Genomic DNA, 22,065 nt, shown 5'->3' on the forward strand with positions numbered 1-22,065 from the left:
TAATAATCTAATAATCCAAAAATCCAAGAAGTCTAAAAAAAGACTATTTTTGCACTATGGAAGAAAATCTAAAACGTCTCAATAAATTCATTGCAGAAACAGGCTATTGTTCGCGTCGCGAAGCCGACAAATTCATAGAAGAAGGCCGAGTGACCATTAACGGCGTTGTTCCGGAATTAGGAACAAAAGTTGCGCCTGATGATGAAGTACGCATAGATGGTAAACTAATCCGGGAAAAAACAGAAAAACCAGTATATCTTGCTTTCTACAAACCAGTAGGAATAGAATGCACCACCAATTTGGAAGTTCGTAATAACATTGTGGATTATATTAATTATCCTAAACGTATTTTCCCGATTGGTAGATTAGACAAAGCCAGTGAAGGATTGATTTTCATGACCAATGACGGAGATATAGTTAACAAAATATTACGTGCGAGAAACAATCACGAAAAAGAATATACCGTAACTGTAAACAAACCTATTACTGATCGTTTTATAGAGAGAATGAGTAATGGTATACCAATTCTAGATACAGTTACCCGCAAATGTAAAGTAGAACAAATCAGTAAATACATTTTCAAAATTATTTTGACACAAGGATTGAATCGTCAAATCCGTAGAATGTGCGAATATTTAGGTTATGAAGTTACCGCTTTAAAACGTATCCGAATTATCAATATTTCACTAGACGTTCCCGTAGGTCGTTATCGCGATCTAACCGAAGCCGAAATAAAGGAACTTAATCAATTAATTGAACCTTCCAGTAAAACAGAAGAAGCAAGTTTGCCAAAAAAGGAGGCACCAAAACGAAGAACAGAATTCATCAAAAGGGATGACCCAAGATTTAGAAAAAGAGGAAATTATTAAATCCCAAAGCCGTTTCAAAAAAATGAAACGGCTTTTTTTCTTATTACTATAACCTTCTTTTGCTAAAGCATTTCTAAACAATTTCAAGAAAACTAAAACAATACAAATTTCGAAAGATGTAAAAGCAAAAATGCCCTAAACATCGAGTTTAAGGCATTCTATAAAATATTTTTTTTCTGATTTTATTAGCTTCTGGTGATTCTCATTTCTCTTGCCAAAAGTGTATTTTTCAACAACATCGCAATAGTCATTGGTCCTACACCACCTGGCACTGGAGTTATGAAAGACGTTTTTTTGCTTACATTGTCAAAATCAACATCACCGGTTATTACATATCCTTTAGAATTTGTATCATCAGCAACACGAGTAATACCAACGTCAATAACAACAGCTCCATCTTTCACCATTTCTGCTTTCAAATAATTTGGAACTCCCAAAGCAGTGATAATAATATCGGCTTGCGTTGTAATCTGCGCAATGTTTTTGGTATAGCTATGTGTTAATGTAACTGTTGAGTTTCCTGGAAAACCTTTTCTCCCCATTAAGATACTCATAGGTCTTCCCACAATATGGCTTCTTCCTATTACTACGGTATGTTTCCCTTGAGTCTCTACACCATATCTTTCTAACAACTCCAAAATTCCAAAAGGAGTTGCTGGAATAAAAGTTGTCATATCTAAAGCCATTTTCCCAAAATTCTCAGGGTGAAATCCGTCAACATCTTTTCTTGGGTCAATTTCCATCAAAACCTTTTGCTCATCAATTTGCTCCGGAAGAGGTAACTGAACAATAAAACCATCGATTTCATCATTCTCATTCAACTCCTTAATCTTTTTCAGCAATTCAGTTTCTGAAGTTGTACTAGGCATTTTAATTAATGTAGACTCAAAACCCACACGCTCACAAGCTTTTACTTTGCTCCCAACATAAGTTAAACTTGCTCCATCATTACCTACAATCAAAGCCGCTAAATGAGGTACTTTACCACCTTTAGCTTTAATTTTTTGTACTTCGGCAGCGATTTCGCTTTTTATATCTTCTGCTGTTTTTTTTCCGTCGAGTAGTTGCATTTTTTTTGTTTAAAGTTTAAGGTTTCAAGTTTCATCTTTAAAAACGAAACTTCTAATTTATTAAATCAAAAAAGTTTCAAATTTTAGTCTCAACAACTTGAAACCTAAAACTTGAAACCTTTTTTATTATCTCGGCATTCCTGGCATTCCCTTCATTCCACCCATCATTTTCATTAGGTTTTTTCCTCCAGGGCCTTGCATCATCTTCATCATTTTGCTCATTTGGTCAAACTGTTTCATCAATTGATTTACTTGCTCAATTTTTGTCCCGGAGCCTTTAGCTATTCTAATTTTTCTTTTTGCATCTATCAATGCTGGCTTACTTCTTTCTATTGGAGTCATAGAGTGGATAATTGCCTCAATATGTTTGAATGCATCATCTTCTATTTCGATATCTTTCATCGCTTTTGAAGCTCCTGGTATCATCCCAACCAAGTCTTTCATATTACCCATTTTCTTAACTTGCTGAATTTGTGACAAGAAATCATCAAAACCAAATTCATTTTTAGCAATTTTCTTTTGGATTTTTCTAGCTTCATCTTCGTCATATTGCTCTTGCGCTCTTTCAACCAAAGACACAACGTCTCCCATCCCAAGGATACGCTCAGCCATACGATCTGGATAGAACACATCAATAGCATCCATTTTCTCTCCAGTACCTACAAACTTAATTGGTTTGTTTACTACTGATTTGATAGAAATTGCAGCTCCACCACGAGTATCCCCATCTAATTTGGTTAAAATAACCCCATCAAAATTCAATATATCGTTGAAAGCTTTTGCTGTATTAACAGCATCTTGACCTGTCATGGCATCCACAACAAATAAAGTTTCTTGTGGCTGAATCGCTTTATGCACTTTGGCAATTTCGTCCATCATTTCTTTATCGACAGCCAAACGTCCGGCTGTATCGACAATCACAACATTGAATCCGTTTGCTTTTGCATGCTTTATAGCATTTTGAGCAATCTCAACCGGATTTTTATTTTCTGGTTCAGAGTATACCTCAACACCAAGGGAATCTCCAACTACATACAATTGCTGAATTGCCGCTGGACGATAAATATCACAAGCCACCAAAAGTGGTTTCTTATTCTTTTTTGTTTTAAGATAATTGGCCAATTTACCAGAAAAAGTAGTTTTTCCAGATCCTTGTAATCCTGACATTAATATTACTGTTGGATTCCCAGAAAGATTTATTCCTGCAACATCTCCACCCATCAATTCGGTAAGCTCATCTTTGACTAACTTTACCAATAATTGTCCTGGCTGTAATGTAGTTAATACATCTTGACCTATTGCTTTCTCTTTTACTTTGGTTGTAAAATCTTTAGCTATTTTAAAATTGACATCGGCATCAAGTAAAGCACGACGCACTTCTTTCAAAGTTTCGGCAACGTTTACTTCAGTGATTTTTCCGTGTCCTTTTAATATATGAAAGGCTTTGTCTAGTTTATCGCTTAAATTATCGAACATAATTGTATTTCTCTTTAATTAAGGCGCAAATTTAATGATTTGATATTGAAGTTTAAATAGTATTAGAAATAAAAAAAGCAATTGTTTTAAAATATAGTTCAAAACAACAAAAAAGAGGCCAGATAAATCCAACCTCCTTCTCCCATAAACAAAACTAACTAATGAAACTAACTAATTTTTCTTTCTCAATACCAATTATTTTAAAATTGAATATTCTAATGTTAAATGCCCTCTTTCTCCGACATCATTTGTCATAGCTAGGAATTTAACTTTATAATAATTTCCTGAAGCATCTTTTATTACATAAAAACGATCTGTTTTTATGCTTGGCAAAGAACCTGGCCCTCCACCGCTTCTCCAGCTAGAACCTATCGCTCTTTGATCCTTTACAGAAACTGCAAAATTAGCTTCAACTACTTTTGCCTTTGTGAAGTCTGCATAAGATCCTCCATCTGCAACCAAAACTTGATAAGCTTGCGTTCCTCCTTTCATATTCGAAACGATAAAATCAGAATATCCATAAGTTACTTCTGTAGCTCCTGGTAAATAATTGGTGAATGTTGTAAAATTCAAATCCCATTTAGCTTTTTGTGGCTCAACCGAAACTGTGTTTCCTGTCTTCAAACTAAAAAAGGAGAAATTGAAATCAGCATCTTTAGCAATTGTTTTTTCTGTAAAAGTCGGAGATGCTAAATCTGCATATTGAATTTTATATCCGTTTCCGTTTCTTAAAATCCTAACTTTTTTCCAGCCTCTAGCCTCACCGTCAACACTTACTGAACCTGTATTTGGCTTTGTAGTCGAAACTGCAAATCCAAGATTTACTAAATACACTTTGTTCTCTACATCTGTAGCCGAAACTTCGGCAATTGCGGTTCCAATTCCTGCTCCAGCTCCAGCCAAAACACCAGTTGGGTTATCAACATAACCATTACTTGAAGGATTTGTACCTGCTCCTACTGCAACATTGGCATCACTTACTTGAGTCAAGGTAATATCTGAAGTTTCTAATTTTTTTACAGCCATTTTTAGAGATCCATTGATTACAACTCTAAAATCTGAACCTGTAGAAAATCCAAAATCCCAAGCTTCCCTGTTTATTGATTCTGATTTTCCTGTACTTAAATCAAGATAAACCTGATTAGGTTGGTTTGCTCCACCAATTGCAGGTTGCAAAACTGCTCCAACTGAAGGAATTTCTACTGGAGTTTTATCGTCATCATTAGAACATGACGCAAGTGACAATAGGGCAAAAGATAAAAATAGAAATGCTTTTTTCATTGTAATTATATTTAAATTAAAGGTTAAGGTTATATGTTAATTTTAAAAAATAAGAGCGCCCGTAAGCCATCAAAACTTCACCCGAAGATGCATGACCTGCTCCTCCAGCAGTCTTTGTTTGATTCACATTTTTTATATCAAATAAGTTTCTTGCCCCAATTGTAGCTTCGAGTTTATTATTCAAGAAATTTTTCCGAACTGAGGCATCAAGCCAATTACTTGAATCTACTTCTGAAATTAAATATTCAGATGTGCCTTCTATAAATTGCTGTGATTTTCCATTGTGTTTATAGTAGGCAGAAAATATCGTTTTCCAGCTCGGAATATTATATGAAACACTACTGTTCAAATTAAAAGAATACAGAAATTTATCATCTGAACTAAAAATCTGATTTTCGATTTTTTGAGAAACTCCTATTATTGACGCTCCAAAATTGATTGTCAGATTATTCTTCTTGAATTGATTCACAGAAGAAATATTCCACATTTTATATTTACTGATATTAATGTATTGGTATTCCGGATTTCCAGTATCTTCATTAAACCCTACAAGAGCCATATCAATTCTATCGTTTACATCTAAATAACTCCCCATTAACATATTATAAAGCTGAAATCCAGAAGCTTTAATTGTCTCTTTTTTTATGCTCATTTCATACGAAGTACTTGTTTCCGGAATAAGATTCTCATTTCCTGTAAAGAAATGACCATCAAAAATCAGCTTAGAATACAACTCCTGAAAAGTGGGTGTTCTAAAAGATTTACCCATAGAACCGCGGAGTTCTACTCCTTTGTCAAATAAATATCTCAGTCCCAAAGAAGAGGCATATTGATTTTTGAACATAGACTGAACTGAAAATCGAATTCCCGGACGTATCGAAAATCGCTCTGTTGCTTTTATCTCTGATGAAACAAAAAAATCATAATTCTGAATGCGTTTCGTGATAGGAACAAATATATTATTAGCCTCTTGAACTAATGAAAAACCAAGGTTATTCACAAATTCATATCCTAATTGTAAGTCAACTTTACTATCCGGAAAAAAATTACTCAAAGTTCCTGTAGAATAAAGCACATCCATAGACTGATCTTTAATTTTGATATTATTAGATTCTGTTTGTGTACTCAAATAATATCTAAAAGCCTCTACATCTCGCTCTTGCTTTTGATCTGAAAAGGAAAGATTATAATTGAGTTTTGAGAATAATTTTCCAGCTGAATTCAAATGATGAAAATACCTATTGGTCAAATATCGTTTGTCATTTGCATATCGGTAAGAGCCTAAAGTAGTATTGTAACCTGATTGAACTGCACTATCATAATAATCTACATCTTCATCCAGATATTCAAATTTGTAGAAAACGCTGAAATTATTTTTTCTATACGACACTAATGCCGTTGTGTTTAATTGCTCTTTTGGGAGCCAGGTATAACCACGCAACCCATCATTTTCGGCATAATCCTTTCCTTTTTTATTATCCAAAAATCCTTGAAAATCATTCCGATTGGCTCCAATAGAAACAAACCAATTATTATCAAAATTATGGGAGACTTTTAAAGCTTGAACATGACGGCCTTTATCAAAAAGCGAGTATTCTTTACCAACTGTTTCTTCTTGGAGAGTTGCCGAAATTCCCCATTTGTATTTTGAAGATGTTTTGGTAATGATATTCAAAACACCACTTACAGCATTGGCTCCGTGGGTAACTCCCATTGAACCTTCTATAATTTCGATTTGTTCAATATCATTCAAATTAATTTGGGACAAATCTGTATTATTTCCTAAACCTGCTTCATTAACCAAAGGGACATTATCTACCAATATTTTAAAATATTGTGCATCTAATCCAAACATTGATACTGTAGACCTGCCATCATTCCCGCTTGGCTTTACAGTAATATTCAAATACTGATTCAGAACATCTGATAAATTATTTGCTGCTAAATTCTGAATATCCTGACTCGAAATTAACCTTACATTAAAAACCGATTTTTTTATGGACTGCGGTTTGAACTGCCCTGTAACAACCACTTCTGAAAGTTTATTTACCGCAATAGTATCTTTTTTCTGGGCGAAAAAAGTGTAAGAAAAAAGAAGTAGTATAATAAGAGAAGTTTTAATTTTCATTGCCTTTATTTAGAAGCTTTCTTAATAATTTTTTGCAAATATATACCTTATTTTTATTTGTTCTAAATAAAAATACTATTTTTGTTGTAAATAAGTATTCATTAAAAATTAACCCTATGAGAATCAAAGCAATTCTATTTTCAATTGCATTATTAGCAAGTCAAACCGGCAAAAGTCAAGATCTAAAAAAACAACAAGACATTAATTCTATCAAATCAATGTGCGGTTGTTATGAAGTAAAGTTTAATTTCATCGAAACTTTTAAATATTCAAAAGACAGCATCAATTATAAACCATCAGAAACCAAACACGATACCGGACTAGAATGGGTAGAATTGGTAGAAAACCAACCCAACAAGATTGTTTTGCAACATTTATTAATTGTTGGAACCGGAGAAAATGACATTGTTAAACACTGGAGACAAGATTGGCTATATGAAAACACTGATTTGTACTCATTTTACAAAGACCAAACCTGGAAATTCAACAAATTACCAGCACAAAATGTAAAAGGTCAATGGACACAAAAAGTATTTCAAGTAGATGATAGTCCAAGATATGAAGGAACTGCAAGCTGGGTTCATGTAGACGGAACTGATTATTGGAAAAACATTACTGATGCTCCTTTACCTAGAAGAGAACACACTAAAAGAAATGATTATAATGTGCTAAAAAGAAGAAACATTCAGGAAATAACCTCATTTGGTTGGATTCATGAGCAAGACAATGATAAACTAGTTAGAGATGTCAATGGAAAAGATGCTTTATTAGCTCAAGAAAAAGGAATAGATATTTACACTAAAGTAGATGACAGTAAATGCAAATTGGCTCAAAATTGGTGGAAAAACAACAACGAAGTTTGGGCTAAAGTAAGAAGCAAATGGGAGAAAATTTACGCAAGTAACAAAGATTTGTCATTACAGAACAAAGTAAATAAAAAATCGCTTTTCTCTGTTCTATTTGATTTAAAACCTACTGCTTCACAAGCTGAAGTTGACGCTATAATTGATTCTTTCGTCATCAAATAATTTAAGAATTACGCTTATGTGCAATCTAAAAATATTAAATCGAACCTCTAATGGTATTCTACTGTATTGTCACGATAGAGACATGTATCAGTTACTGTTTAATAATTTGACTTTTGATTTGAGCAGTATTGAAATGACCAGTTTTTCCAACTATTTGGATCAAATAGACATTGATTATTGGGAAACCGAATATCAGCATTCCATTTATGAAAGGAAGATTCCAATTCCAACTTTGCAATCCAACTTTATAATTTTGTTAAACAGAAAAGAGTTAGAAGAATTACGATTTTTAGTAGATTGTGTTTGTGAAGACAAAATCTTAAAGCCTGTTGATATCAATTACCTAATTATTTCTAATTGATAAAAAAGAATATAGAAAACGCACATAAAAAAATCCGAACTGAAAAGTTCGGATTTTTAGTTTTATCTATAAAAATTACATTCTCTCTGGAACATTTATTCCTAATAAACTAAAGGAATCTGCAATAACATCTGCCACTTTTTTAGACAATTGCACTCTGAATATTTTTTTGTTTAAGTCAGTTTCTCCAAGTATAGAAACGGCTTGGTAAAAAGAGTTGTATTCACGAACCAACTCATACGTATAGTTAGCGATTAAAGCTGGGCTATGATTATGTGCTGCATTCTGTATCACTTCAGGAAACAATTCAAGTTGTTTTACCAATTCTTTTTCTTTTTCGTGAAGCTCCACAATTCCAGCATTGGTTGCAAAATCAAAATCGGCTTTACGAATAATTGATTGGATTCTAGCGTAAGTATATTGAATAAAAGGTCCCGTATTTCCAGCAAAATCAACAGACTCTTCTGGATTGAACAAGATTCGTTTTTTTGGATCTACTTTTAGAATATAGTATTTAAGAGCTCCAAGACCTATTGTATTGTATAATTTTGATTTTTCTTCTGCTGAGTATGAATCTAATTTTCCTAAATCTTCGGCAATTTTTTGAGCTGTATCAGTCATCTCCTGCATCAAATCATCAGCATCAACTACAGTTCCTTCACGGCTTTTCATTTTTCCAGAAGGTAAATCTACCATACCGTATGATAAATGAAATAAATTTGAAGCCCAATCAAAACCAAGTTTTTTCAAAATAAGAAACAATACTTTGAAATGATAATCTTGCTCATTCCCTACTGTATACACCATTCCACCAACATCCTGCATGTCTTTTACACGCTGGATTGCTGTTCCAATATCTTGTGTCATATAAACCGCTGTCCCATCAGAACGTAAAACAATTTTACGATCTAATCCTTCATCGGTCAAATCAATCCAAACTGAACCGTCTGGATCTTTTTCGAAAATTCCTTTGTCCAATCCTACTTGAACTACATCTTTTCCTAGTAAATAAGTATTGCTTTCATAATAGAAGCTGTCAAAATTCACTCCAAGATTTTTATAAGTAGTAGCAAAACCATCATAAACCCATTGGTTCATGTTTTTCCAAAGCGCGATTACTTCAGGTTTACCATTCTCCCAGTCTAAAAGCATTTGTTGTGCTTCAAGAATAATTGGAGCCTGTTTTTTGGCTTCATCTTCTGTTTTTCCTTCCGAAATTAATTGATTGATTTCCTCTTTATATGCTTTATCAAAAGCCACATAATAATTACCAACCAATTTATCTCCTTTCAACCCTGTAGATTCAGGAGTTTCTCCGTTTCCAAACTTTTGCCAAGCCAACATTGACTTACAAATATGGATTCCTCTATCGTTGATGATTTGGGTTTTGTATACTTTTTTGCCAGAAGCCTTAAGAATTTCAGCAACTGAATATCCTAATAAATTATTACGAACGTGTCCTAAGTGTAATGGTTTATTGGTGTTTGGCGAAGAATACTCAACCATCACCGCTTTGTCATTTGCCGAAGGTGTCACAAATCCGAATTTGTCAATATTTCTGATTTCATTAAAAAAATTCATATAATATTGATCTGCAATAACAATATTAAGAAATCCAGAAACTACGTTAAAACGAGCAACTTCCGGAACATTTTCTACAAGGTAATTTCCAATTTTATTCCCTAATTCAACAGGGTTACTTTTCACCAATTTAAGTAATGGAAAAATAACCATAGTAATATCTCCTTCAAATTCTTTTCTGGTAGCTTGAAATTCGACTTTTTCAATAGTTACATCAAACAAGGTTTGAATAGCTTTCTCTATGGATGGGGTAAGAATATTGGATAATGACATGTATACTTGATTTTTTTAAGTGTGCAAATATAAGGCTTATTCACCAAATGATAGAAAATGAATAAAAAAATTCTATTCAACCTCGATTGCAAAAAAACTATAGTAAAATACTAAATCCACACAATAGTGCTTTTGATTCCTTATTGACAATATAAGAAAAAACCTAATTAAATAACAAAAATTCGAAAATTTGTAATTTTTTTTTGGAACACAAACTACTAAAAATCAAAGTCTACCATCAATAATTAGTAAAAACCATTATTTTTTTTCAAAAAATGCTGTTACAAAAAGTCTATAAAATAGTCTTATGTGAAATCGTCAATCAAAGTAATAATCAAAAAACAAATTATGAAAACTAAACTATTAGTATTATTCCTACTGAGTTTTATAGGAATAGCCCAAGCTGAAAACCCCGGAATTATGTCGGGAAAAGTGATAAACAAAACAACAAATACCCCCGTTCCTTACGCTTCTGTTGTTGTAAAAGATGCCGATAAAGTAATCAATGGTGTGGTAGCCGATGACAATGGAAATTTTTCTATTAAAAACTTAGAATTAAAAAAATACACCTTAGAAGTAGAATTCATTGGATACAAAAAATACACCACCTCATTTGAATTGAATACTGCAAAAAAAACTTCTTCTATGAATATCCTTTTGGAAGAAGAAGCTACACAACTTCAATCAGTTGACATTGTTAAAGAGCATTCATTAATTGAACAAAAAACAGATCGAAAAGTCATTAATGTTGGTAAAGATTTACTAAGCGCAGGAGCAACTGCAGCCGAAATCATGAACAACATTCCCTCAGTAAGTGTTGATCCACAAACCAACGCGGTGAGTCTTAGAGGAAATTCTAATGTTAGGGTATTTGTAGATGGTAAACCATCTACTGTTGATGCATCACAGTTATTGCAACAAATCCCATCTACTTCAATCAAACAAATTGAATTAATTACCAACCCATCCGCCAAATACAATCCTGAAGGAATGAGTGGAATTATCAATATTGTATTGAACAAAAATGCTAAAATAGGTTTTAACGGAAGTATAAATAGTGGTGTTACCTTTGGAGAAACTCCAAAAACAAATTCATCTTTTGATATGAATTACCGTAACGGAAAAATTAACATGTATGGTAATTATGGTTTAACTACCGGAAAACACCATAACTATGGAAATGTACAATCATTTGAACCTAATGAAGAAAATTATCAAGATTTCAATCTTAATAATGACAATAATGCGCATCTAGCCAAAGTTGGTTTAGACTATTATCTTAATGATACTAACACAATTTCTATTTACACTACGCAAAATATTGATAATGGAAGCGGAAACTCACGTGTAACAGTAGATTTTACAAATCCTTCAAGAACAGATCTCCTACAAACATTTGATAGTAAAACAGACAATTACACCCAAACTTATAATTTAGATTACAAGAAAAAATTCAAAAAAGAGGGGCATACTTTAGAATTTGAAGGCAATTACAGTAACAGTAAAGATACCGAAAACACTGTATATAATGTTCCTTCCATAAATGATGTCAATAATAAAGGTGAAAACGTTTTGCTTAATTTGGATTACACTAACCCCTTGACTGAAACCATCAAATTGGAAGCCGGATTAGAAACTCGAATTGAAAACACTAAAAATGATTTTCATGAGTATAGTGCCAATAGTACCAATTCAAATTTTAATTATGAAAGAAAGATTTATTCAGCCTATACAACTTTTTCCAAACAATGGAAAAAATGGAACGCACAAGTAGGAGCGCGATTTGAAAAGTACACTGCCGATGCATTATTCCAAAAACTGAATGAAGCTGACGGTACTTTTAATGATGATTTATTCACGGTTTATCCTTCTGGTTTTTTAAACTATACACCAAATGATAATGACTCCTTTAATCTTAGTATCTCAAAACGTGTAGACAGACCAAGTATAGACCAAGTAAATCCGATACGCCAATGGAGTACACCTCAAATAACTTCTGAAGGAAATCCAGATTTGTATCCTCAATTTACCAATTCGATCGAATTAAATTATACTAGAAAAACTAAAATAGGTTCTATCACTTCGGGAGTATTCTACCGTCAAATTAATGACGAGATTACAAGAACTCTTACTGAAAACCCTAATGACACAGAAAAATTAATTTTATCGTATGCCAACTTAGGTGATAATAATGCTTATGGAGTTGAACTTTCAGGAAACCTAGATTTTACAAAATGGTATACTGCCAATATTAGTTTTGACATGTACAACAAAAAAACAAAAGGATATGTAGAAACTGAATATGTAGAAGTAAATGTAACTACTTTCAATTCTCGTATTAGTAACACCTTTAAAGCTAGTAAAAATTTACGTTTTCAATTAACAGGAATGTACAGAGGTGAAGATTTAGGATTACAATTCCTTAGAAAACCAATGTGGAAAGTAGATTTAGGTTCTAGCCTTACCGTGTTAAAAGGAAGCGGAACAATAACAGCTCGAGTAAGTGACTTATTTGACAGTATGCATTTTGAATTTGATGCTACAAGACCAAAAGTACAAACTGGTGAATTTCACTGGGAAAGCCAAACTGCATATATAGGTTTTAACTATCGTTTTGGAACTGGAAAAAATAAAGCAATTCAAAGAAAAGCAAGGGATAAAAACGAAACCCAAGGAAGTGGTGGGTTCTAAAGATTAGTTTTAATAATTTGTTGCAAAGAAAGAAACCCCAGAGTATGCCAACTCTGGGGTTTCTTATTTTTAAATACTTTATCGCTTCTATTAAACTTTTAGAAACAAAGTCGAATTACCATTTTATAATCGCGCTTGCCCAAGTAAATCCACTTCCGAAAGCAGCTAAAACCACAGTGTCTCCTGATTTTATTTTCCCTTGTTCCCAAGCTTCCGTCAAAGCAATCGGAATAGAAGCTGCTGTTGTATTCCCGTATTTCTGAATGTTATTAAATACTTGATCATCATTCAGTTCAAATTTCTTTTGTATAAACTGAGATATTCTCAAATTGGCTTGATGAGGAATTAACATATCAATATCCGAAACATTCAAATTATTAGCCTCCAAACCTTCATTAATTACTTCTGCAAAACGAACCACTGCATTTTTAAATACAAATTGCCCATTCATGTACGGGAAATAGCTTTCATCATCCGGATTATTATCGGCAATAATATCAGTTACCCAACGCGCCCCCATTCCTGGTGCTGTAAGTGCTAATTCTTCTGCATGCAATCCTTCAGAATGTAAATGAGTAGATAAAATCCCTTTAGTTAAATCTTCTTCTCTGCTCAAAATGGCAGCTCCTGCCCCATCACCAAAAATTACTGAAACACTTCTTCCACGTGTTGTCATATCTAATCCTGTAGAATGCACTTCGGAACCAATAACTAGGATATTTTTATACATTCCTGTCTTAATATATTGGTCAGCTACAGAAAGAGCATAAACAAAACCGGAACATTGATTTCTCACATCTAACGCTCCAACTGTTCTTAATCCTAAATCGCGTTGTACCAAAACTCCTGGTCCTGGAAAATAGTAATCAGGGCTCAATGTTGCAAAAACAACAAAATCAATATCCTCTGCAGCTACACCTGAACGCTCTATAGCTATTTTAGCAGCTTTTACACCCATTGATGTAGTTGTGTCTTCTCCACGAATGATATGTCTTCTCTCCTGAATTCCTGTTCTTTCTTGAATCCATTCGTCATTGGTATCTATAATTTTAGACAAATCATCATTAGTCACTACATTGTCTGGGACATAATATCCCAATCCCGTTATTTTTGAATGGTACATACTTTTGTTATATTATTAAAATGAAGATTACAAATTTAAATATCTTTTAAAATATCTAATGACAAATTACTATTTTTTTAGCGATATTCATTTTTTAATTTTTCGGGAGCTATTTTACTTCGCAGAATCTTCTATTTCCTGCTATACTACTGTATCTTTTTTTCCAGAAGAAAGGATATACTGCACACCATGACACTTCTTTTCTAATAATTAGTAAAGGAACCACAAAACCTAACGGCGCTTTGTCTTACTGACTAAGTACTATTTTCAAGTTCTAAAAAGGTTAGAAGGTTATATTACCCAAAGAATCTCACTGTTAGTGTACAAAAGAAAATATTATTCATTTACTCTGGGAGCAAGATCAATTCATGGAAAAATATTTAAAAAACTAAAATAGAAAACCCAACTTTTCAATAAAAAAAGAGACAGTCCGGAAACTGTCTCTTTCTTATATAAATAATTTTATTATAAACTTTTAAAGTTCAGAACTCATTAAATAATCCTCAACACTACTTCTTGATTGAGTTCTAAAGCAGTTTCATGCTCAAAAAAAATAGCTTTTCTATCAAAAGCTGCTTTAATCAAATAACGGCTACCCTTAAAAAAAGATTGCTTTACTATTGCTCGTAAAGAACCGTTTGGATCAATTTTTAATTGATGCGGATACAATAAAACAATCTCATCCTCTCCTTCAATTGGCATTAATTGTGACAATTTCAGTTCATTTACTTCTCCAAAAAGAGAAGCAACATATTTATTTAAAGGATAAGTATAAACCTCCGCCGATGGTCCTTTTTCTATAATTCTTCCTTGGTGCAAAACTATAGTTTCATCAGAAAATGATAAGGCATCTGTACTATCATGAGTTGCAATAAAACAAGTAATTCCCTTTTTCTTTAAGTAAGCAAAAAGGTTTCTACGCAAGGCGTTTTTTCTAAAATTATCAATATGGCTAAAAGGCTCATCAAGTAACAAAACTTCTGGTTCTAAAGCCAAAACTCTTGCTAATGCAATACGTTGTTGCTGACCACCACTTAATAGCTTCGCTTTTACATGAGCAAATTCAGTCATTTCAACCATCTCCAATAATTCTTGGACACGTAGTTTTTTTAGAGGTAAAAAACCATTCGAAAGAAACTTACCAACATTTTCGGCTACCGTTTCATAAGGCATTAAATCAAAATCTTGAGCCAAATATTTCATGAACGGCATTCCGGGAATCAAATTGTATTTAGGTCCTTTTATCTCCGTTTCATTATAAAAAATGCGGCCTTCGCCTAAATCATACATGCCATAGATAAGCTTTAAGAGCGTGCTCTTTCCACAACCACTCTCACCTAGAATTGCTATATTCTGCCCTTTGGCAACTGTGAAATCAACATTTTGAATAATGATTTTTTCGGTATAGCCGAATGAAATATTTTGAACCTGAAGCATTCTATGACATTAAAATTTGAAAAGACAAATATAACTCCTTTACTAAAAAAAATATGTTTATAATTGATTTATATCCAAAAAAAAACTGCTTCAATGAAGCAGTTTTTTTAATAAGAAGATCAATCCTTATTGCTTCTTTTTGGCGTCATCAATCATTTTTTGATTAGCAGTAATGGCAAATTCCACACGACGATTTTGACTTCTACCATCTGGGGTGTCATTCGTAGCAATTGGGTCTGCAATACCAAAACCAGATGTTTTGAAACGGCTAGACACTAATCCTTTCGATATTAAATACATTTTTACAGATTCTGCTCTTTTTTGAGAAAGTGTTAAGTTGTATTCTGGTTTTCCTGTATTATCTGTATAACCAAAAATTTCAATATTAGTATCACCATATTCTTTAAATACTGGAACTAGCTTATCTAAATTGGCTTTTGCTTGAGCGGTTAAAGTAGATTTATTTACATCAAAACGAACAGCATCCTCTTTTAAAACCAAACGAATTCCTTCACCTACTCTTTCAACATCGGCTCCAGGAAGTGCCTCATCAATTTCTCTTGCCTGTTTATCCATGCTATTTCCGATAAGTGCTCCAGTTCCACCACCAATAGCAGCACCAATAGCAGCACCAGCTGCGGCATGTCCTGAATTTGCACCAATTATTCCTCCAATAACTCCTCCTGCAATTGCACCAATACCAGCTCCTTTTTGCGTATTATTGGCATTTTTCACTGATTCGCAGCTTGTAAAAAGAAAACTTAGTACCAATAAACTGCTTAATCCTAAAATTGCTATTTTTTTCATCTTCATCATATTATATATTAATTAGTAGCTCTTTGAAATTGGTAAACAACATCTGTATCTTTACCTCCAACATTTATTTTATCAACCAATTGAAACTCATTCTCTGATTGATTTCTTACTCCAAGGACAAATCCGGTTTTCACTTTCTTAGACTTTAGTCCTTCATCTAATATTTTCAAAACAAACTGCCCCTCTTTATTCACATACCATGTGATATCTGACGTAAAAGCAGTACAATTTGAATTGTTCAAAGTCATGGTTCCTTTATTATTGTTTGAAATAAATTTCCATGTACTTCCTATAAAACATTTTGAATCAGCAAGATTAAAAGAATTTACTTTAATATAGTCAGAACCCGGATATACTACTTTGGTAATCTCCCAATTTCCTTTCATACCAACTTGAGAAGTCTTATCTAATTTTGTCATTGGAGCATTAGAAACCGGCTGTGGCGTAGCAGGCGGTGTAGGTGCAGATTTACATGCAAAAACCAAAATGGCCATCGAGCATAATAACAGAATTTTTCTCATTTTATTTCATTTTTAAATTAATGTACCTACAAAGATACATATCAAATTGATTAAAAATTATTTTTTTGTTATATAATTTACCTACGACAATTTGTCACTCCCTAACTAATTGGTATCCTATTTGAAATATAATTTAACCAATTGTAAAACCATTTAATAAATATAAAAAACATGACAACAGGTAAAATTAATGTTTCAGTTGAAAACATCTTTCCTCTAATCAAGAAGTTCTTATACAGTGATCACGAAATTTTCTTGCGTGAATTGATTTCAAACGGAACCGATGCGACTTTAAAACTAAAACACCTTACTAGTATTGGTGAAGCCAACGTTGAATATGGTACACCAATTATAGAAGTTAAAATTGACAAGGAAGCAAAAAAAATCCACATCATTGATCAAGGATTAGGAATGACCGCTGATGAAGTAGAAAAATACATCAATCAAGTGGCTTTTTCTGGAGCTGAAGAATTCCTCGATAAATATAAAGATTCTGCCAAAGATTCTGGTATTATTGGTCATTTTGGTCTTGGTTTTTATTCTGCTTTCATGGTTGCAGAGAAAGTTGAAATTATCACCAAATCATACAAAGATGAACCAGCTGCTCACTGGACATGTGACGGAAGCCCAGAGTTCTCATTAGAGCCAGCTGACAAAACTACCAGAGGAACTGAAATTATTTTACATGTTGCCGAAGATTCTTTAGAATTCTTGGAAGAATCTAAAATTTCAGGCTTATTGAATAAGTACAATAAGTTTATGCCTATTCCAATTAAATTTGGAACAAAAACTGAAACGCTTCCAAAACCGGAAGATGCACCAGAGGATTATGTTGCAGAAACAGTAGAAATTGACAATATCATCAACAACCCTAACCCAGCCTGGACTAAACAACCAACAGAATTATCGGATGAGGATTATAAAAATTTCTATCGTGAGATGTATCCAATGCAGTTTGAAGAACCATTGTTTCATATTCACTTAAATGTAGATTATCCATTTAATTTAACTGGTATTTTGTATTTCCCAAAACTGGGATCTGATATGCAAATTCAGAGAGACAAAATTCAATTATTCCAAAATCAAGTTTATGTAACAGATAACGTAGAAGGAATTGTACCTGAATTCTTGATGATGCTTCGTGGTGTTGTTGATTCTCCAGACATTCCATTGAATGTTTCTCGTTCAGGATTACAAGCAGATGGTGCTGTAAAGAAAATTTCTAACTATATCACTCGTAAAGTTGCCGATAAATTAAAATCTTTATTCAACGAAAACAGAGAAGATTTTGAGAAAAAATGGAATGATATTAAAATCGTTCTGGAATACGGAATGCTTTCTGAGGATAAATTCTACGAAAAAGCAGGAGCTTTTGTTTTATACCCAACAGTAGATGACAAATACTTCACGCTAGAAGAATTAAAAGAAAACCTAAAAGAAAAACAAACTGATAAAAACGGAAAATTAGTTGTCTTATACGCTGGGAATAAGGAAGCACAACACTCTTACATCGAGATAGCAAAAGACAAAGGTTACGAAGTTTTACTTTTAGATTCTCCAATTATCTCTCACTTAATTCAAAAAATTGAAGGCGATAACAGCGATATGCATTTTGTTCGTGTCGATTCTGACCACATTGATAATTTAATCAAGAAAGAAGAAAATGCCATTTCTAAATTATCTGAAGAGGAAAAAGAAAGTTTAAAAACTGTTCTTGAAACTATTGTTCCAAAACAAACTTACACTGTACAACTAGAAGCTTTAGATAGTGATGCGGCTCCATTTATCATCACGCAACCTGAATTCATGCGCAGAATGAAAGAAATGAGCCAAACAGGTGGTGGAGGAATGTTCGGAATGGGGAATATGCCTGAAATGTATAATTTGGTTGTTAACAGCAACTCTGATTTAGCTTTAAGCATATTAAACAATACTGACAAATTAGCTCAGGAAAGCTTAGTAAAACAAGCTTTAGATTTAGCTAAATTATCTCAAAACTTATTAAAAGGAGAAGCTTTAACCGCTTTTGTAAAAAGAAGTTTTGATTTGATAAAATAAGAATTAAAACAAAACTTTGACGGGATAAAAAACTGACAAAGTTGAATTCCAAAACCTGCAAGTATATACTTGCAGGTTTTTTTTATGGAACTCAATTCTTGTCATAAAAAAACTACCTGGAGCCAATTAACTAACAAATAGGTATTTACATCCATATTTTATGTTAATTTTTTCATAACTTTAGAATCTATTACAATTAAGACAAATGCAGTTCATGACTAAAAATACTGCAAATAAATGCTTAAATCCTTGTTCTTATAGAATCGCTATATATTCAAAAATCAAAAATTTGAATGAAGAATAGTGAAATCATGTTCTTTCTAAAAAACTAATATCATCTTCATATGAAAAACGACAATGATCAAGTTGGAAATCAAAAAGAAATAGAAGAGGCAAAAGTAATAGCTAAGGATGCTGAAACCTCCATCACTCTTACACTGTATATGGGATTGTTTTTAGGATTGGTCCCTGTAGTTGGGTACCCGATTTTTATTCCAGAAATAGGTGGTCGAATAATTTTTATAGGACTGTTGCTCGCTTTAGCTTCATTTATCGCTTCTTTCTTTATAGGTACATTATTTGGTATGCCAAAACGAAACAAAGAAACTGGTAAAGAAAATGATCAGGCTTTTAATAATAGTTTGGTAGATGTATCCGATTGGCTAACAAAAATAATGGTCGGGCTTGGATTAATCAATCTAAAAGAAATCCCAAGTTATTTTATAAATCTAGGAGAATATGTTAGTGCATCAACAAAATATAAAAGCGAATTATTAAATATTTATACCATAGGTACTGTCATTTATTTTGGATTTTTAGGACTGTATATTGGCTATAATTATATGCGGTTGGTATTATCAAATAAATACAAAAAAGCCAATGAGCGTTTGATATATAAAGCACTTGAAGAAGAAAAAGAAAAAGTCATTAAGATAAAAGAAGATAACGATCAAAAAAACTTAAAAATTAATCAAATAGAGAACATTCTAAAAGATAAAGAACAAATCACAAAAGTGTTGCTAAAAAAAATTAATGAGCCCGAAATACTTCAAATTAACAAGGAATCTATAATTAAAAAAATGATAGCTTCCAAAGATGTAAATGACAACAAGAAAACCATTGAACAATATATTGACAAAATGGTAGCTGATGCAAAATTAAAGCTCCAAAAAGGATTAACCTTTAATGACAACGATCCACAAAATGGACAATGGGGAAAACTCGCCATACATAATGAAAGACAATTAACAGCTACAGTTATTGAAGAAGCAAAGGGGTTGTATAAAATCAAACTAAAAGTAATCTCTACAAATCCAGACAACCCTTTAGACACATCCGATTTAGTTCTTTTTGCATTACACAATACATTTGGAGCACCTCCTTTCCGTCTTATAAAAGTAGAAAATCAATCTGCTGAACTTGATTTATATTCCTATGAATCGTTTACCATTGGTGCTTTTGTAGATAAAGGCACAACCGAATTAGAACTCAATTTAGCTGAGTTACCAAATGTTTCTTATTATTTTAAAAATCATTAGCAATCAAAATTAAGTAAAGGTTATTTACGAATACAATTGCATTATATCACTACAGTTTTTAAAATTTTGATTTTGGTAGACCTATCGTTATTGATACATCAGAATAGTTAAAGATCAAAAAAAAATCGAAACTAAAAAACATATGCATTTACCTACATACAAACCACTTAGCACACGATTATCTCCTCATAATCCCATCTTCTAAAAAATATTTTTATATTCGCATACCCAAATATTAAACTTAACCCTAAAACTAATTTTTATGAGAAAAATTAAATTTTTATTTCCTGTAGTAAGTGCTTTAGCTCTAACAGTTCTATCCTGTACCAAAGATGATATTACCACTGCATCAGATACAAGCCCTGTAGTAGCGTCAGCCTCAATTGACTTAGTTAACGAATTAGACATTCAAACAGGAACTCAAATCTCTTTTGAAAAATTAACCGCTAAAAAAACAGAAAAATCATTAACTGCTTCTTGTGCAGTAGTTACCATGGATCCGCAAACAACAACTTTTCCTAAAACCTTTTATGTTAATTTTGGAGATGGATGTACAGTAAACAATATCGTTAGAAAAGGTAAATTGAAAATCACATTTTCTGGCTTAGTTACTGAAACTGGAAGTACAATGACTATAGAAAGAGTAAACTATTATGTTAACGGAAATAAAGTTGAAGGTACAATAGTTTATAAAAACACAACCTCAAGCCCAAACACACCACAATGGACAAGAACGATTACTAATGGAAAACTTACTGATACCAAAGGTGATATATTTACAAACTCAGGAACACATACTATCAAACAAACTGCGGGTGTTTCAACTCTTTCATTAGATGACAACACCTATGAAATGACAGAAGGAACTCACACCGTTACAAAAGAAAATGGCGCTAAAATAACAGTAACTGTTATTGAATCATTAATCAAGAATTATTCATGTGATTATGTTTCAAAAGGAAAATTAAAAGTAGAAAGCACACTTTTAAATGGAGTAATCGACTATGGCAATGGTGATTGTGATAACAAAGCAACCTATACACAAAACGGAATAGTCTTTCCTATTACATTGTAATTATGTAATATTATAAAATATTTAAAATACCTAGAGAGAGGCTGTCTGAAAAGACAGCCTCTTTTTTTATAAATAATCTCAATAGAATACCAACTATACTCATAAATAAATCTAATAAGTTGGGATATTTTAAATTCAAAATGAAATATTGAAAATATATACAAAAGAACTTATACTCTCGTTCTTTATAAATTCTCTCCAAACTACTCAATCTCAGCTAACCACATCACAAAAAATACCTAAATCCAATATGTTTTCTATTATTGCATGCCCCTCCGGGTCGGGCTGTCCATCATATTTTTTCTTTTCCAAAAGAAAGAAAAGAAAAGAAAAGGATGCTATTCCTATCCCTCATGCAATCTGGTATTCAAAACAAGCTTGAGCAATTTCAAAACCATACTTGGCTAAAAACCACATGATTTTCAATGCTTATCGCTCAGCATATCGATTAATACTTGGGATTTGTTATTGGTTTGCAATCACGAGATGGATATTTTGTAAAACAAAAAACCCCGTTTCGTTAGAAACGGGGTTTTCAAAAGAAAGGCGACGACATACTCTCCCACATAACTGCAGTACCATCTGCGCAGGCGGGCTTAACTACTCTGTTCGGGATGGGAAGAGGTGAGCCCCGCCGCAATAACCACCTTAAGGTCGTTTTGCAATGGGTATTCCGACGTATTCGGAACAACATTACACAATATCTTAACATACTGAGATAAAGAACATAAAAAGCACT

Annotated in this window: 16 protein-coding genes and 1 rRNA gene; 7 read left to right on the plus strand and 10 right to left on the minus strand. The window is 32.7% G+C overall.

Annotated features, from left to right (window positions below; all coding sequences use genetic code 11):
* The first annotated feature begins 56 nt into the window (after window positions 1-56).
* The gene (gene rluF / locus OZP08_RS19115; RefSeq protein WP_268847634.1) at window positions 57-869 is read left to right on the plus strand and encodes a 23S rRNA pseudouridine(2604) synthase RluF; all 813 of its coding nucleotides are present in this window, start codon (window positions 57-59) and stop codon (window positions 867-869) included.
* A 185-nt stretch (window positions 870-1,054) separates the two neighbouring features.
* Here the strand turns inward: rluF and OZP08_RS19120 are convergent, their stop codons facing one another.
* From OZP08_RS19120 to OZP08_RS19135, 4 genes are all read right to left on the minus strand, one after another.
* On the minus strand, window positions 1,055-1,939 hold the full coding sequence (locus tag OZP08_RS19120) for a bifunctional 5,10-methylenetetrahydrofolate dehydrogenase/5,10-methenyltetrahydrofolate cyclohydrolase (RefSeq protein ID WP_268847635.1): 885 nt from the start codon (window positions 1,937-1,939) through the stop codon (window positions 1,055-1,057).
* A gap of 126 nt (window positions 1,940-2,065) precedes the next feature.
* Window positions 2,066-3,415 carry a signal recognition particle protein gene (gene ffh / locus OZP08_RS19125; RefSeq protein WP_268847636.1) on the minus strand — a complete coding sequence of 450 codons (1,350 nt, stop codon included), beginning with the start codon at window positions 3,413-3,415 and terminating at the stop codon, window positions 2,066-2,068.
* Window positions 3,416-3,610: 195 nt separating this feature from the next.
* Window positions 3,611-4,696, minus strand: a complete 1,086-nt coding sequence (locus tag OZP08_RS19130; RefSeq protein WP_281322616.1) for an HmuY family protein — start codon at window positions 4,694-4,696, stop codon at window positions 3,611-3,613.
* 16 nt (window positions 4,697-4,712) lie between these two features.
* A complete protein-coding gene (locus OZP08_RS19135; RefSeq protein ID WP_281322617.1) occupies window positions 4,713-6,824 on the minus strand; it encodes a TonB-dependent receptor plug domain-containing protein in 2,112 nt (703 codons plus the stop codon).
* 116 nt (window positions 6,825-6,940) lie between these two features.
* Here OZP08_RS19135 and OZP08_RS19140 point away from each other — a divergent pair, with 116 nt between their 5' ends.
* Together OZP08_RS19140 and OZP08_RS19145 are read left to right on the plus strand one after the other, a co-directional pair.
* Window positions 6,941-7,852, plus strand: coding sequence for a DUF6607 family protein (locus OZP08_RS19140; protein ID WP_268847640.1), 912 nt, complete (start codon window positions 6,941-6,943; stop codon window positions 7,850-7,852).
* Window positions 7,853-7,868: 16 nt separating this feature from the next.
* The gene (locus OZP08_RS19145; RefSeq protein ID WP_268847641.1) at window positions 7,869-8,213 is read left to right on the plus strand and encodes a DUF6686 family protein; all 345 of its coding nucleotides are present in this window, start codon (window positions 7,869-7,871) and stop codon (window positions 8,211-8,213) included.
* A 75-nt stretch (window positions 8,214-8,288) separates the two neighbouring features.
* Here the strand turns inward: OZP08_RS19145 and argS are convergent, their stop codons facing one another.
* Window positions 8,289-10,067: an arginine--tRNA ligase gene (gene argS / locus OZP08_RS19150; RefSeq protein ID WP_281322618.1), complete on the minus strand. Its 1,779-nt coding sequence runs from the start codon at window positions 10,065-10,067 to the stop codon at window positions 8,289-8,291.
* A gap of 348 nt (window positions 10,068-10,415) precedes the next feature.
* Here argS and OZP08_RS19155 point away from each other — a divergent pair, with 348 nt between their 5' ends.
* Window positions 10,416-12,758, plus strand: coding sequence for a TonB-dependent receptor (locus tag OZP08_RS19155; RefSeq protein WP_281322619.1), 2,343 nt, complete (start codon window positions 10,416-10,418; stop codon window positions 12,756-12,758).
* 115 nt (window positions 12,759-12,873) lie between these two features.
* On the opposite strand, the gene OZP08_RS19160 is transcribed toward OZP08_RS19155, so the two are convergent.
* The 4 genes from OZP08_RS19160 to OZP08_RS19175 form a co-directional block, all read right to left on the minus strand.
* A complete protein-coding gene (locus tag OZP08_RS19160) occupies window positions 12,874-13,881 on the minus strand; it encodes a 3-oxoacyl-ACP synthase III family protein (RefSeq protein ID WP_268847644.1) in 1,008 nt (335 codons plus the stop codon).
* A 492-nt stretch (window positions 13,882-14,373) separates the two neighbouring features.
* Window positions 14,374-15,318: an ABC transporter ATP-binding protein gene (locus OZP08_RS19165; RefSeq protein ID WP_281322620.1), complete on the minus strand. Its 945-nt coding sequence runs from the start codon at window positions 15,316-15,318 to the stop codon at window positions 14,374-14,376.
* Window positions 15,319-15,444: 126 nt separating this feature from the next.
* Window positions 15,445-16,125, minus strand: a complete 681-nt coding sequence (locus tag OZP08_RS19170; protein WP_268847646.1) for a YiaD family glycine zipper/OmpA-like lipoprotein — start codon at window positions 16,123-16,125, stop codon at window positions 15,445-15,447.
* 17 nt (window positions 16,126-16,142) lie between these two features.
* Window positions 16,143-16,655, minus strand: coding sequence for a lipocalin family protein (locus tag OZP08_RS19175; RefSeq protein ID WP_268847647.1), 513 nt, complete (start codon window positions 16,653-16,655; stop codon window positions 16,143-16,145).
* Between the two features lie 171 nt (window positions 16,656-16,826).
* Here OZP08_RS19175 and htpG point away from each other — a divergent pair, with 171 nt between their 5' ends.
* From htpG to OZP08_RS19190, 3 genes are all read left to right on the plus strand, one after another.
* Entirely contained in the window at window positions 16,827-18,713 is a 1,887-nt protein-coding gene (htpG, locus tag OZP08_RS19180) for a molecular chaperone HtpG (protein WP_281322621.1), read from the plus strand.
* 344 nt (window positions 18,714-19,057) lie between these two features.
* Window positions 19,058-20,251 carry a pYEATS domain-containing protein gene (locus tag OZP08_RS19185; protein ID WP_281322622.1) on the plus strand — a complete coding sequence of 398 codons (1,194 nt, stop codon included), beginning with the start codon at window positions 19,058-19,060 and terminating at the stop codon, window positions 20,249-20,251.
* A gap of 262 nt (window positions 20,252-20,513) precedes the next feature.
* Entirely contained in the window at window positions 20,514-21,326 is an 813-nt protein-coding gene (locus OZP08_RS19190; RefSeq protein WP_268847650.1) for a hypothetical protein, read from the plus strand.
* A 541-nt stretch (window positions 21,327-21,867) separates the two neighbouring features.
* Here the strand turns inward: OZP08_RS19190 and rrf are convergent.
* Window positions 21,868-21,977, minus strand: a 5S ribosomal RNA gene (gene rrf / locus OZP08_RS19195).
* Window positions 21,978-22,065: the final 88 nt, after the last annotated feature.

It is taken from the genome of Flavobacterium aestivum (genome assembly GCF_026870175.2).
Classification (GTDB): domain Bacteria; phylum Bacteroidota; class Bacteroidia; order Flavobacteriales; family Flavobacteriaceae; genus Flavobacterium; species Flavobacterium aestivum.

Coding starts and splice junctions, on each gene's coding strand:
- OZP08_RS19130 (WP_281322616.1), bottom strand. CDS start 4,696: ATGAAAAAAGCATTTCTATTTTTATCTTTTGCCCTATTGTCACTTGCG.
- OZP08_RS19190 (WP_268847650.1), top strand. CDS start 20,514: ATGAGAAAAATTAAATTTTTATTTCCTGTAGTAAGTGCTTTAGCTCTA.
- OZP08_RS19155 (WP_281322619.1), top strand. CDS start 10,416: ATGAAAACTAAACTATTAGTATTATTCCTACTGAGTTTTATAGGAATA.
- ffh (WP_268847636.1), bottom strand. CDS start 3,415: ATGTTCGATAATTTAAGCGATAAACTAGACAAAGCCTTTCATATATTA.
- OZP08_RS19185 (WP_281322622.1), top strand. CDS start 19,058: ATGAAAAACGACAATGATCAAGTTGGAAATCAAAAAGAAATAGAAGAG.
- OZP08_RS19170 (WP_268847646.1), bottom strand. CDS start 16,125: ATGAAAAAAATAGCAATTTTAGGATTAAGCAGTTTATTGGTACTAAGT.
- OZP08_RS19160 (WP_268847644.1), bottom strand. CDS start 13,881: ATGTACCATTCAAAAATAACGGGATTGGGATATTATGTCCCAGACAAT.
- OZP08_RS19145 (WP_268847641.1), top strand. CDS start 7,869: ATGTGCAATCTAAAAATATTAAATCGAACCTCTAATGGTATTCTACTG.
- htpG (WP_281322621.1), top strand. CDS start 16,827: ATGACAACAGGTAAAATTAATGTTTCAGTTGAAAACATCTTTCCTCTA.
- argS (WP_281322618.1), bottom strand. CDS start 10,067: ATGTCATTATCCAATATTCTTACCCCATCCATAGAGAAAGCTATTCAA.
- OZP08_RS19175 (WP_268847647.1), bottom strand. CDS start 16,655: ATGAGAAAAATTCTGTTATTATGCTCGATGGCCATTTTGGTTTTTGCA.
- OZP08_RS19120 (WP_268847635.1), bottom strand. CDS start 1,939: ATGCAACTACTCGACGGAAAAAAAACAGCAGAAGATATAAAAAGCGAA.
- OZP08_RS19165 (WP_281322620.1), bottom strand. CDS start 15,318: ATGCTTCAGGTTCAAAATATTTCATTCGGCTATACCGAAAAAATCATT.
- OZP08_RS19140 (WP_268847640.1), top strand. CDS start 6,941: ATGAGAATCAAAGCAATTCTATTTTCAATTGCATTATTAGCAAGTCAA.
- rluF (WP_268847634.1), top strand. CDS start 57: ATGGAAGAAAATCTAAAACGTCTCAATAAATTCATTGCAGAAACAGGC.
- OZP08_RS19135 (WP_281322617.1), bottom strand. CDS start 6,824: ATGAAAATTAAAACTTCTCTTATTATACTACTTCTTTTTTCTTACACT.